Below are 12,185 nucleotides of genomic sequence, written 5' to 3'. Positions count from 1 at the left end.
TATGACTCTATATAAAAGGTTTAGTTTAATTATGTTCCTCGTCTTATTTCTCAGTTTGTTTATTAGCACAACGATGAAATTTCATTTTGTAGTAGGTATTCTATGGATACTATGTACATGTACTCTCTTTCTATATGTTCCGCTTCGTTTTCAACAAGAAGTACCCGCCTTCCAAAAATACGTAGCATGGATTAAGAGAGGAGGAAGATGGGGAGAGTAAAAATATATGAGCGATTATTAGAATATATCGACCGCAACTTAATAATAAGAAGAGGGTGTACCAAATTGTTGGCACACCCTCTTTATTCATAATGATTAATGAATATCACGTTTCTTAAAGTTACCGCCTTTTACTTCTGCTACGTCATAAACTGTAATAAAGGCATTTGGATCGATTTCATTAATTAGATCCTTCATTTTACTTTCTTCTAAACGGTTAATTACACAAGAAATTTCTTTGAATTTCTCTCTTGAATAACCACCATATACTTCGTTATACGTTGCGCTTCGGCCTAAACGATCACGAATTGTTTCTACCATTAATTCAGGCTCTTTTGTAATGATTTTAAATGCTTTTGAACCACTTAAACCAACTTCAACGATATGAATCACTTTCGAAGCGATAAAGTAAGCAATTGCCGAAAGGATAGCTCCTTGAAGGCCGAATACTGTTGATACGAAAATAAATACGAACATGTTTAAGAATAAAATAAGGTCACTCGTTCCAAATGGTAACTTACGAGAAAGTAATACAGCTAGCATATCGATTCCATCTAACGCGCCGCCGTTACGTAATGCTAGTCCCATACCGAAACCGATAATAATACCACCAACAACTGTAACAAGTAATGTATCACCTTCAATAATAGCTGGTATTCCGTGCATGACAACGGTACCGATTGCTAATGAAGCGATCCCGATAATAGAATAAATTGCAAAGCTTTTACCTATTTGTTTATATCCTAACCAAACGAACGGAATGTTAATAACTGCGATTAGAGCTCCTAATGGCAATCCAAATAATCTTGAACTAACGATACTTAAACCAGTTACACCACCGTCGGATACGTTATTTGGAATTAATACCGCTTCTAATCCGTATGCTGTGATAAATGCCCCAATAATAATCATCAAAGCTTTTGAAGCGATTTTTAGCTTATTGGGCTTGTTTTTGATAATTTTCTCCATGTAATTTCCTCGTTTCAAACTAGTTTCTTATTTGTTACGTCATTCACACCTACATTCCATTTTAACATTTAATTTGAAAAAATTCTCCTTTAATGGATGTATGCAGGGAATATTATCATTAAAATGTTATGGAAATAAGTATAAGAAATCCCATCCGTTCAAAGGATGGGAGATTATTAAGAAATGATAAAACTAAGCACGGATAGGAATAAAGAGAATCCTAAAATAGCTCCGCAAACTTTCATATGACGTTTACGTCCCATCACAACAATTGCGACATATTCACGAATCATTGCATTAGGCCAGTAATAAAATGCAGTTTTTGATCCGATTCCTTGGCTATTAAGCCCTGCTAGTCTTGCATATATACCAGCGCGGAAAAGGTGGAAATTATTCGTTGTAAAAATACTTCTATATTTACCTTCAGGCTTTAAAGAATCCATAATTTCTTTAGAGAACGACATATTTTGATATGTGTTTACAGAGCGATTTTCTTGCACTGTATGTTCAAGCGGAATTCCTTTTTCAATCGCGTACTTTTGCATCGCTTCTGCTTCTGGAAGGCCTTCATCTGGACCTTGTCCGCCAGAGAAAATGATTGTTGGCGCTGTATTCACAGCGGCTTGTTTCCAGTAAAAGTCGATTGCTTTATGAATACGACTTGCAAGTAAAGGCGGTACTTTATCATTAATTAAGCCGCTACCAAGAACGATGATGAAATCTTGATTACGCCTTGGTCTGTTGAATTGATATAAAAAATAAGCGGTTAAGAAATTAGATAAGTGTATAAAGAAATATAAGGTTATAAGAGAAATCCCACCAAAAATAGGTTGGAAATGCAGTGAGAACAAACTTGCTGGACTTATAAAAGGGAGTAACATAAATAATAGAATACCTAAAGCAGCAAGGAGTGTTAAACAGTTAGTGAAACGTCTACCTTCTCGCTTCATTAAAATTCTAGCATTCAGAAATAGCCCAAACATTAAAGCAACAACACCGAAAGGAATCATAATGATAAGTGCTAAAATAGGTAAGACTATACTATAGCGCAGGATATCATTACTTGAATTAACAGATATAATCACACAAAAAAGAAGGAAAAAACAGAAAAAGACATTAAATAAAAAGCCGTTTATTATTTTTCGTGGATCTTTTAAATAGGAGATAAGAAAAATAATAAACAATATAAGAGGAATAATTCCAAAATACATAAATATAGTACACCTCAATTTGTATAATAATTTGACATACCCTTTATATTACATGATTTTATAATTGAAAATGAAAGGAAAGATGATTTTGAATTTTCTCAATAACATATAAAGATACGTATGTTAAAATGTATGTAAGGCGATATATTAAAAGTAAAATGGTTGAAGAGGCACTCTATGGAGTGTCTTTTCTTTTTGGTATGTAATTGTGCATATTGTATTTATTTTCAGAGGAAGAGGATTAAAATATGAAATGTGGATACAGGCTATAAAACAGAATTTTAGACAAACATTTCCCTCTACTTTTTGTATCTAACAATCGTATAACAATAAAAAGTTCTGTTTTATAGTGTTTGTTTATGAAAGGTGTCTTCTTTGAAGGCACCTTTATGTTGTTTAACGTAGATACTTTTCACTGTTGATATAGTGGAAAGTATCTATACTAAACATTAGCAATCTTCCGTATAAATATTATCAATTTACTATATATTCCAGTGGTGTTAACCTACATATGAAAGGCTTTCTTTTTCAAAATATTACCCCTAATAAATTTTTGAAGAAGTCAACTGTCTCCAAAATTGCCATTCATGCTTAGCAAAAAAGAATCCTGCCGGATTCTTTTTTGTGTTCGACATAATGTGATAAATTATATTTAAATAATTTTTTATATTGTTAAATGGTTATTACCGGAAAGAGAAGGAGACTCAAATATGGGATTTTAAAAAATAATTTTAACAGGTGCAATTGTTGCAACTACAGCATTTACTTCAATTGGAACAGCGCAGGCAAGTGCAAATTTTAAAGATGTTCCAAACAATCATTGGTCTTATAAAGCGATTATGGATTTAGCAAATAAAAATGTTGTTGCTGGATACGGAAATGGGATTTTGGGATTTGGTGATGATGTAACACGTGAGCAAGTTGCAGCTCTTATGTTCCATCATTTAAAACCGACAGTAAAAGAACAGTATAACAATCCGTATAAAGATGTTACGGATCGTTCAACTATGTTTAAAAAAGAGATTCTTGCTTTAACAGAGATGGGTGTATTCGTTGGAGATAACACAGGGAAATTTAGACCGAAAGATGCGTTAACTCGTGAAGAAATGGCACAAATTTTGACAAGGGGATTCCAATTGCAAATAAGAGGGGATCATAATTTCCCAGATGTAGATAGAAATGGATGGGCGAATCCTGCGATTACTGCAATTAAATCAAATTATATTACGGCTGGAACTGGTGATGGTACATTCGCACCTAAAATGCGTGTAAGTCGTGAGCAATACGTTCAGTTCTTATATAATGCAACGCTACCATTTGAAGAAAGACCAGGAGCAAAACAACCACAACCAGAAGTGAAGCCAGAAGTAAAACCTGATCCGAAACGTTTTGCTAACTGTAAAGAAGCAAACGATGCTGGATATTATGATATTACAAGAGACAGCCCGTATTATGGTAAGCATTTAGATCGTGATGGCGATGGAATTGCTTGTGAAAAAAAGAAAAAAGGTAAATAAGAAAAAGCACTCAGCCTGAGTGCTTTTTCTTATGGAAGCAAGATATTTTTGTAGGCGGTTCTCATAAACTAAAAGTAACGAAATGAAAGTAGGTGACAAAATGCCGTCAATTGTGGAAGGTGTTATTATTGAAAATTGTAACGGAACAATTAACTTAGGTGATAAATATAACGTGCAGCCAATTGAAAAAACGAAAGCTTATAATGGATCGGGTTCATCGAATACTGGAAAAAAAGTACAAACATTTAGTGGTATTAGTACAGCAGATGTAAAGGATAGCGATGTGTATGATCAAGTCATTCAATCCACGTTATAATTTTTATATGCAAAATTGCATAAAGTAACATGTTTGTGGTGTGTTACACTTTAGCTGTGAGCTGTTAATGATTCTTCAGTATTATAGTTGTTAGATTAGAAATATAACATCTTATCGAAAATCATACGTACAAAAAAGACACTTCAAACGAAGTGTCTTTTTTATTTTAGTGATACCCTTTAGCAGAGTCTTTATGAATTTTATTTTTAAAGATACTGTAGCTCCAAAGTTGATATCCAATAACAATTGGTACCATAACCATTGCAACGAAGAACATAATTTTTAAGTTTAATTGACTACCAGCTGCGTTATATAGCGTTGTACTATAAGCATCGTTAATACGAGATGGTAACATTCTTGGGAACATACCTGCAAATCCAGTTGTCATAAACATTGCGATTGTTAAGCAAACGAATGTGAATGCGAGACCTATTTTATGTTTGTACACCATAATAAGTGCGAGTACACTCATTAACATGGCAAGTACCGGAAGAATGAATAGTACCGGATACTCTGTGAAGTTTTGGAATAAGTTTGTACGATTTGCAGTTGCTACATAGAAAATAGCTAAAATGATAGCAGCTGCCATTGAAAATGGTCTTGCAATTTTATAAGCACGATCAGATACTTCACCAGTCGTTTTGATCATAACCCAAAGGGCACCAGATACGACGAATATAGCAGTGAAGAACAGGCCACCTAAAATACCGTAATGATTTAGTAAGCTAAGTAAATTTCCTTCATAACCATTTTTTCCGATTTGTAGTCCGTAATACAGGTTAGCGAACGTAACTCCGAATAAGAAGGCGATTAGGAAACTACCGATTGTAAATGCCCATTTGCAAGTTTTTTGCCAAATTGGTGAATCGTCTTTATGCATAAATTCAAGTCCGGCAGCACGAGAAAACAGTGCGAGTAATACTAAAAATAGTGGTGTATATAGGTAACTAAACATATTTGCATACGTGATTGGGAAGGCAGCAAATGTTGCACCACCAGCCGTAATTAACCATACTTCATTACCACCCCAGAATGGGCCAATTGCTTCTTGTAATTGATTTCGTTCTTGTCGGTCTTTCGCAACGAAAGGAAAAATCATTCCGTTACCAAGTGCATACCCATCAAGAATGAAGTAAACTGTCCAAATTACGCCCCATAAACCGAACCAAATGATTGCGAGCATATCATGAGACATGAGCGGCACCTCCTTCAGTAGCAGGCTCTTCTAATGCAGCAGGTCCTTTTTTTGCGAACTTTAGCATTAAGTATACGTCTGCAATTAAGAGTAGAGTATAGAACAATATTAAACTAATTAATGAGAACCAAATCTGCGGAACTGATATAGGTGATACGGATTCTGCTGTACGCATTAGTTTATAAACTGTCCATGGTTGACGACCTACTTCGGCAACAATCCAACCAGCGTTAATTGCGATATATGGTAGTAAAACAGACCACATTGTAATTTTTAAATAACGTTTTGAGTTTTCTAGTTTTCCTTTCCGGTTTAAATAGAAGCCATACCAAGTTAATGCCATAAAGAACATACCAAGTGCAACCATTAAGCGGAAGCTATAGTACACGAGGTTAACGTTTGGACGATCTTCTTTCGGGATATCTTTTAAACCGACAATCTCTCCATCAAATGAGTTTGTGTAGAAGAAACTTCCTAGTTTCGGAATCGTAAGGAATTCAAAGTTCTTTTCGTTTTTTACATCAGGAATTTGAACAATCGAGAAGCCTTGTCCTTTTCCCGTTTCCCAAACTGCTTCCATCGCAGCTCCTTTTGCTGGTTGATATTTAGCTGCGGATACACCAGACTGATGTCCCATAAACGGCGTAACAGTTGCGGCAAATAAGCCTAACAGTAAGCCAAATTTAAATGATTTTTTGAAGAATTCCACTTCATTTTTACGTAATAAATGATAGGCACTAATTGCCATAACGAAGAAAGCACCAACGATATAACAACCAATTACAGTATGGAAGAACATATTCCAAGCATATGGATTTGTAACAAGTGCCCAGAAATCATTTAATTCAGCGCGGCCGTTACGTACGACGTAGCCAACTGGATTTTGCATAAAGCCGTTTGCTGTAATAATCCAAAGGGCGGAAATGTTTGTTCCAAGTGCAACCATCCACATACAGAAGGCACGGAACTTTGGTGAGATTTTGTCTTTACCGAATAACCATATTCCCATGAAAGTAGATTCTAAGAAGAAGGCAACGAGTGCTTCGATTGCGAGAGGGGATCCGAAAATATCTCCCATATATTTGGAGTACTCAGACCAGTTTGTTCCAAATTGGAACTCCATCGTAATCCCGGTTATAATTCCCATGACGAAGTTAATTGTAAATAATTTACCCCAGAAATTTGCCATTTTGCGATATGTTGGATTCAATGTGCGGGCGTATTGAGTTTCCATACATGCCACTAAAATAACAAGTCCGATTGTCAAAGGTACAAATAAAAAGTGATAAAAAATAGTAATTGCAAATTGAAAACGACTCAGTAACAGAACGTCGGACATAATAAATATTCACTCCTTTTTTACATTATCTACAATTAGTTTATAGTGAAAATAGGAGTATAGTATGTGAGACTTGTTACAAAGCTGTGTGTATATTTTGAAAGAATTATGTCGGTTATCTGAAAATATATTGCTTTTATAATAATACAATATGCTTTTTGTGTTTTTCATATTTTGGTACACTGTTTATGTAGTGTAAATGAGAGAAAAGAGGGTTCCTTACTATGAAGTCATTAGAAGAGATTATGCAGTACAATGAAAAATTCGTTGAAGAGAAAAAATATGAAGAGTTTGTAGCAGGGAAATTTCCAAACAAAAAGATGGTTATTATCTCTTGTATGGATACACGTCTTGTTGAACTATTACCGAAAGCAATGAATATGCGTAACGGTGATGTGAAAATTATTAAAGTAGCAGGCGCTGTTATTTCACATCCTTTCGGAAGTATTATGCGTAGTATTTTAGTTGCTGTATACGAGCTTGGTGCTGATGAAGTATGTGTAGTTGGTCACCACGATTGCGGTATGGCTAAAATTCAAGCGAGCAGCACAATTGAGAAGATGAAAGAACGCGGTGTAACAGAAGAAAAATTAGATACACTTCGTTATTCTGGAATCGATTTAGAACAATTCTTACGCGGTTTCTCTAGTGTAGAGGAAAGTGTAGAACATAGCGTATCAGTACTTCGTAACCATCCGTTACTTCCTGAAGAAGTACCTGTTCATGGTCTTGTTATTCACCCTGACACAGGAAAATTAGATTTAGTTGTGAATGGCTACGACAATTAAGAATTTACTTTGTCATCCTTTTTATCTGGGACAGGATCAAATCCTCCTGGATGGAAAGGGTGACATTTTAATATACGCTTACAAGTTAGCCAAAATCCTTTCAGGGCACCATGCTTTTGAAATGCTTCTAATCCATAATGAGAGCAAGTTGGGTAAAAGCGGCACGTTGGTGGTGTCATTGGAGAAATGAATTTTTGATAAAAGCGTATAATCCCAATAAAAATCTGTTTCATAATGGTCTCCTTTTGAGCATAGTCTTAAAGTATTATAGCACGACTGTACATAATACTTTACTAATGTTGATTTCCGTTATATCATATTGGATATAACGGAATTAAATTAAAAGCGGGAGAGATGTTGTATGCCATCAGTAGAAAGCTTTGAATTAGATCATACGATTGTAAAGGCGCCTTATGTAAGACATTGCGGAGTTCACAACGTAGGTAGTGACGGTATTGTAAATAAATTTGATATTCGTTTTTGCCAACCGAATAAACAAGCAATGAAACCAGATGTTATTCATACGTTAGAACATTTATTAGCATTTAATTTACGTAAATATATTGATCGTTATCCGCATTTTGATATTATCGATATTTCACCAATGGGCTGCCAAACAGGATATTATCTTGTAGTAAGCGGGACACCAACGGTTCGAGAAATCATTGATTTATTAGAACTAACATTAAAAGATGCGGTTCAAATTACAGAAATTCCAGCTGCAAATGAAACACAATGTGGCCAAGCGAAGCTTCACGACTTAGAAGGAGCACAACGCTTAATGAACTTCTGGTTAAGCCAAGATAAAGATGAACTTGAGAAAGTATTTGGATAGAAAGAAAAACTGCCTGTAACAGGGCAGTTTTTTTTGTTTGTAGAAATGTATGTTAAGAAGAGTATTGACTCTAACGTATACGTCAAAGTTTATAGTAGAGATAAATAAAGTAAAGGGAGGAAATGATGGATAAGTATAGTATTGGTGAAATTTCAAAAGAAACGAATGTAACGACGAGAACACTTAGATATTATGAGGAAATTGGATTGTTAACACCTTCGCATGTTGCCGAGTCAGGATATCGTTACTATTCAAAAGATGACGTAATTACATTGCAGCAAATCACAACTTTTAAAAAGCTCGGTTTTAAGCTTTCAGAAATAAAAGAAGTGTTAAAAGAAGAAAAGGGGATTTCAGAAGAAGAAAGATGGAAAAATGCGATTCAAAATGAAATTCAAACGATACAAGGGGAAGTAAAAAGATTACAGGATTTAGAAAAACTACTATATACAACATTTCATTCCATTGAATTAACAGGGGAGCTTAGAACAGAAGATTTAATGTTATTTATAAAATCCGTACAGGGAATTGATCAGAGGGAGAAATTTTGGAAAAGGTATTTTAATGAGGAAGAGCAGCATATTATTCAGGGTTTACCAACATTTGAAGAAAACGATAAAAGAACGCAAGAGTGGTTGCAAGTATTAAGAGAAATTCGTGAGCGTATAAATGAACCAGTAGATTCATCAGAAGTTCAACAATTGGCGGAAAAAGTAGTGGGTTTTTCTATGCATGTATTTCAAGAAGATGAACAATTAATAAATAAGTATTGGGAATTAATTAGACCTGAAGAGGGGGAGATTGCAAAAGTATATGGACTTGATTCGGAAACAATGAAGTATATAGATGAAATGGTAGAGTATTATTTGAAAAAGGAGGAAGATAAATGACAGCTATGCAAAAAGAGAAGCTATATGGAAAGGAGCACGCGAGATTAGAGCGGCAATACTTTTATAAACATGTGGGCATTTTCATTCTTGCACAGCTTTTATTTATTTTTGTAATAGGGCTTGTACCAGCTCAAGAGCTACCAAGTGGATCTTATATTTTTCATATGAAAGAATGGATTTTGAATAAACAAATAGGCTTTTATAAAAATGAAACTATTAATACCATTGTCAGTGTTTGGACATCGGTACTTATGATTCATTTTATATGGGCGATGTCTTACGTTCTTTTTCCGAAAAAGAAACGTAGCTCTTCAAAACAAGAAATACGACAAGAAGTAAAAGAAGAAGTGAAAAAGAAAAAGGAGATTAGTACAAATCGGGCTTGGCTGTATTTAGTATTTGGCGGCTTAATCGAAATATATTGGGCAACAGGATTAAAAACAAATTCGATGAGTATTTTGACACTTATTGCAATTTTAGTTAGCTTTCATCTCTTAATTGAAGCGACGAAAAGAATCCCAATTGGAACCGCATATGCAGTATTTACTGGAATTGGGACAGTGGGAACGATAGTAGTAGATATTGTGTATTTTAAAGAGCCATTTTCGTTTATTAAAATTTTCCTTGTTTGTTTATTAGCATTATTTATTATCGGATTGAAATTTAGTGGCGGCAAGGAAGAGGTGAAATAAAATGGCGTGGATGTATTTAATTATAGCCGGGCTTTTTGAAATTGTCGGTGTAATTGGGATAAAGAAAGTAGCAAAAGATAATAATTGGACGAATAATATTATTTTAATAGGTGGATTTATTATTAGTTTTCAATTTTTAACGATGGCGCTTCAAGAAATTCAGTTATCAATTGCATATGCAGTTTGGACTGGAATTGGGACGCTCGGGGCAGCAGTTGTCGGTATTTTATTCTTTCAAGAGCCGAAAAATGCTTTTCGAATTATTTGTATCGTTGGAATTATGGGGACGATTATTGGATTGAAAATGGTGAGTTAAAGAAGAGCTGAAATGCTCTTCTTTTTTTATGAAAGGATACTAGACACCCCAACATATAAAATAAAGGCAGAACCGAGAAAATAAACAAATGCTTTTGCTTTTTGTCGCTCTTTCATTTCATCAATTCCAAAAAGGATAAACATAATACTCAAAAGGATAAAAACGTATGGTAAAAGCATAAAGAGGTTTGCGAAGAAGCTAAATAGGGCGAGAATAAGTGCGATAGTGGCGATTATAATTCGAATGTTTTTAAACATATAATCCTCCTTTAAAAGAACATTATAAATGGAATAACAAAAACAATCGTAAAAAGACTTAAACCGATGCTAATAGCTCCAATTTGTTTTTGCTGTTTTTGAATCGTCTCAATTCCTACTAAAATGCCATATAAACTAAAGAGGAGCAAAATGATAGGTGAAAAGATTTGAAAGTTCATTGTAAATGTGCTGTATAAACATAAGATCAAAGTAATAAAAACGATGGTTAGCTGTAATTTTCTTATATGCATTTTAACCTCCTATTAGAAAGATAGTTATTGAGAGACAAAAATTATAATAGCAACGATTAAAGTGAATACGCCAGAAAAGAAGGAGAGTGTACTGTGTACTTTCTTTTGTTTCTGTTTTTCTTCTGCACTCATGATGAAGGTCATAATAGATAAGGCGATGAGCATATAAGGCATTATAATAAGTGCGTTTGTCAACATTCCGGATAGAGCGAGAGCGATGACGATAAGAGCGGATACAATTCGTAATGTTTTTAGCATACAAATCTCCACCTTTTAAATAGATTATTTACCGAAATAGTTCTGAGAAGCTAAGAAATAAAGCACCGGCTCCAGCCATGAAAGCGAGTATACCGCTAGATTTTCTGTCTTGTTTTATTTCTCCTAGCGCTACAGTGAAAGCCATTAATCCTAAGAAAAAGAACATATAAGGCATTATTTCTCTATTGCCAGTAAAAAATCCATAGATTGCTATACATAAAGCGATAAGTGCAAAAGTAATTCGAACGCCATTTAACATAAAAACCCTCCTTCTATTTTATCCCGCATTTAACGGGCAGTAAGACCCCGACTGATTAAAGTTTAATGATAAGAACAATCCAAGAGAAAGCTCCAGCAGCAATACAAATAAAGCCTGTTCCTGAATCCTTTTTCTTTATTTGTTCAATTGCGATAAGAAACAGTAAAGCTCCTAATAGAAATTGTGAAAGTGGTAGAAAGTTATTTTGACCTGTATAGAGCCCAATTGCTGACATAATTATCACAGCGAGAGCGATTACAATGCGAAGTATACGAAGCATATTATGAACCCTACTTATTATTTTTTGCGTAAGGATTATCTTCTGGTTTATCAACGGAATGTTTATATGCGTAGCCTTTATTAATCGTCATGACGGAGAGTACTAGTATGACTAGGACGATTATAATACCGATAATTAATATTTTGAGCATAAAATCCCTCCTTTTCTTTATTTTACATAATTTTGTAATTGATGAAAACAATAGAAATTAAAAGGATGAAAGAAGGGTGTTACATGGAGCAGAAAAAAACATATTATATATCAATAGGAAACGGTCAAATTTCACAAGTGAAGACGGCGGATACTTATAATTTTGAAATTTCCGCAAGTGATGAGGAAATTACGGAGTTAAGAGAGTACTTCGATCAAGCATATGTAGAGGATTTAGGTTCGTTTGTACGTTCTCACGTTCCATTTGTTGAGTATCATCACGATTCAAATAATGACCGATATGATGAACAACTACAAAAAGCATATAAAATGATTTACGATTTAGGAAATCATGAGACGAAAGAATTAGTCGCGCAAATGGGAATAATCAATGGATTGTAATTGGATAATATTATGCAGAAAAGCGAGAATATGCTACAATT

20 protein-coding genes are annotated in these 12,185 nt (G+C 34.4%); 9 read left to right on the top strand and 11 right to left on the bottom strand.

Annotated elements, in window-relative coordinates; translation table 11 throughout:
- Position 1: 1 nt before the first annotated feature.
- Positions 2-220, top strand: a complete 219-nt coding sequence (locus MR115_RS10530; RefSeq protein ID WP_000177450.1) for a hypothetical protein — start codon at positions 2-4, stop codon at positions 218-220.
- 95 nt (positions 221-315) lie between these two features.
- Here MR115_RS10530 and MR115_RS10525 read toward each other — a convergent pair whose 3' ends face one another.
- Both MR115_RS10525 and MR115_RS10520 read right to left on the bottom strand, forming a co-directional pair.
- Positions 316-1,188 carry a YitT family protein gene (locus MR115_RS10525; RefSeq protein ID WP_097816536.1) on the bottom strand — a complete coding sequence of 291 codons (873 nt, stop codon included), beginning with the start codon at positions 1,186-1,188 and terminating at the stop codon, positions 316-318.
- Positions 1,189-1,364: 176 nt separating this feature from the next.
- A complete protein-coding gene (locus MR115_RS10520; RefSeq protein ID WP_242241137.1) occupies positions 1,365-2,399 on the bottom strand; it encodes a YdcF family protein in 1,035 nt (344 codons plus the stop codon).
- Between the two features lie 725 nt (positions 2,400-3,124).
- Between MR115_RS10520 and MR115_RS10515 the strand changes: the two genes are divergently transcribed.
- Positions 3,125-3,916 carry an S-layer homology domain-containing protein gene (locus tag MR115_RS10515; RefSeq protein ID WP_242241223.1) on the top strand — a complete coding sequence of 264 codons (792 nt, stop codon included), beginning with the start codon at positions 3,125-3,127 and terminating at the stop codon, positions 3,914-3,916.
- 82 nt (positions 3,917-3,998) lie between these two features.
- Positions 3,999-4,232, top strand: a complete 234-nt coding sequence (locus tag MR115_RS10510) for a spore germination protein (protein ID WP_304657891.1) — start codon at positions 3,999-4,001, stop codon at positions 4,230-4,232.
- Between the two features lie 166 nt (positions 4,233-4,398).
- On the opposite strand, the gene cydB is transcribed toward MR115_RS10510, so the two are convergent.
- Positions 4,399-5,427: a cytochrome d ubiquinol oxidase subunit II gene (cydB, locus tag MR115_RS10505; protein ID WP_242241133.1), complete on the bottom strand. Its 1,029-nt coding sequence runs from the start codon at positions 5,425-5,427 to the stop codon at positions 4,399-4,401.
- Positions 5,417-6,766, bottom strand: coding sequence for a cytochrome ubiquinol oxidase subunit I (gene cydA / locus MR115_RS10500; protein ID WP_242241131.1), 1,350 nt, complete (start codon positions 6,764-6,766; stop codon positions 5,417-5,419). The genes cydB and cydA overlap by 11 nt, the downstream gene beginning before the upstream one ends.
- Before the next feature lie 224 nt (positions 6,767-6,990).
- Here cydA and MR115_RS10495 point away from each other — a divergent pair, with 224 nt between their 5' ends.
- Positions 6,991-7,554: a beta-class carbonic anhydrase gene (locus tag MR115_RS10495; RefSeq protein WP_061677533.1), complete on the top strand. Its 564-nt coding sequence runs from the start codon at positions 6,991-6,993 to the stop codon at positions 7,552-7,554.
- Here MR115_RS10495 and yidD read toward each other — a convergent pair.
- Positions 7,551-7,787, bottom strand: coding sequence for a membrane protein insertion efficiency factor YidD (gene yidD, locus MR115_RS10490; RefSeq protein WP_000809334.1), 237 nt, complete (start codon positions 7,785-7,787; stop codon positions 7,551-7,553). The two genes, MR115_RS10495 and yidD, sit on opposite strands and share 4 nt — an antisense overlap.
- A gap of 128 nt (positions 7,788-7,915) precedes the next feature.
- Between yidD and luxS the strand changes: the two genes are divergently transcribed.
- The 4 genes from luxS to MR115_RS10470 all read left to right on the top strand — a co-directional run bounded on the left by luxS (position 7,916) and on the right by MR115_RS10470 (position 10,287).
- Positions 7,916-8,389 (top strand): S-ribosylhomocysteine lyase LuxS, encoded by a 474-nt coding sequence (luxS, locus tag MR115_RS10485; RefSeq protein ID WP_001141371.1) that lies wholly within the window; start codon positions 7,916-7,918, stop codon positions 8,387-8,389.
- 125 nt (positions 8,390-8,514) lie between these two features.
- Positions 8,515-9,279: a MerR family transcriptional regulator gene (locus tag MR115_RS10480; RefSeq protein WP_242241129.1), complete on the top strand. Its 765-nt coding sequence runs from the start codon at positions 8,515-8,517 to the stop codon at positions 9,277-9,279.
- Positions 9,276-9,971 carry a DMT family transporter gene (locus MR115_RS30040; RefSeq protein ID WP_097816541.1) on the top strand — a complete coding sequence of 232 codons (696 nt, stop codon included), beginning with the start codon at positions 9,276-9,278 and terminating at the stop codon, positions 9,969-9,971. Before MR115_RS10480 ends, MR115_RS30040 begins: the two co-directional genes overlap by 4 nt.
- Before the next feature lies 1 nt (position 9,972).
- The gene (locus tag MR115_RS10470) at positions 9,973-10,287 is read left to right on the top strand and encodes a DMT family transporter (RefSeq protein WP_000312450.1); all 315 of its coding nucleotides are present in this window, start codon (positions 9,973-9,975) and stop codon (positions 10,285-10,287) included.
- Between the two features lie 26 nt (positions 10,288-10,313).
- Here the strand turns inward: MR115_RS10470 and MR115_RS10465 are convergent, their stop codons facing one another.
- From MR115_RS10465 to ytzI, 6 genes are read right to left on the bottom strand one after another with little or no spacing between them, the layout of a single operon-like run.
- Positions 10,314-10,544, bottom strand: a complete 231-nt coding sequence (locus MR115_RS10465) for a YczI family protein (RefSeq protein WP_242241127.1) — start codon at positions 10,542-10,544, stop codon at positions 10,314-10,316.
- 11 nt (positions 10,545-10,555) lie between these two features.
- The gene (locus MR115_RS10460; RefSeq protein WP_242241124.1) at positions 10,556-10,795 is read right to left on the bottom strand and encodes a hypothetical protein; all 240 of its coding nucleotides are present in this window, start codon (positions 10,793-10,795) and stop codon (positions 10,556-10,558) included.
- 24 nt (positions 10,796-10,819) lie between these two features.
- Positions 10,820-11,053, bottom strand: coding sequence for a DUF3953 domain-containing protein (locus MR115_RS10455; RefSeq protein WP_097816544.1), 234 nt, complete (start codon positions 11,051-11,053; stop codon positions 10,820-10,822).
- Between the two features lie 28 nt (positions 11,054-11,081).
- Positions 11,082-11,312 carry a YczI family protein gene (locus MR115_RS10450; protein ID WP_097816545.1) on the bottom strand — a complete coding sequence of 77 codons (231 nt, stop codon included), beginning with the start codon at positions 11,310-11,312 and terminating at the stop codon, positions 11,082-11,084.
- A 55-nt stretch (positions 11,313-11,367) separates the two neighbouring features.
- Positions 11,368-11,592 carry a DUF3953 domain-containing protein gene (locus tag MR115_RS10445; RefSeq protein ID WP_097816546.1) on the bottom strand — a complete coding sequence of 75 codons (225 nt, stop codon included), beginning with the start codon at positions 11,590-11,592 and terminating at the stop codon, positions 11,368-11,370.
- A gap of 10 nt (positions 11,593-11,602) precedes the next feature.
- Complete coding sequence (gene ytzI, locus MR115_RS10440; RefSeq protein ID WP_141434813.1) at positions 11,603-11,743, bottom strand: YtzI protein; 141 nt, start codon at positions 11,741-11,743, stop codon at positions 11,603-11,605.
- 83 nt (positions 11,744-11,826) lie between these two features.
- Between ytzI and MR115_RS10435 the strand changes: the two genes are divergently transcribed.
- Entirely contained in the window at positions 11,827-12,144 is a 318-nt protein-coding gene (locus MR115_RS10435; RefSeq protein WP_000435821.1) for a hypothetical protein, read from the top strand.
- Positions 12,145-12,185: the final 41 nt, after the last annotated feature.

This window comes from Bacillus cereus group sp. BfR-BA-01309, assembly GCF_022664315.1.
GTDB lineage: Bacteria > Bacillota > Bacilli > Bacillales > Bacillaceae_G > Bacillus_A > Bacillus_A mobilis.
The sequence above is the reverse complement of the archived record's forward strand: the minus strand, read 5'-3'. Positions and strand labels throughout refer to the sequence as shown.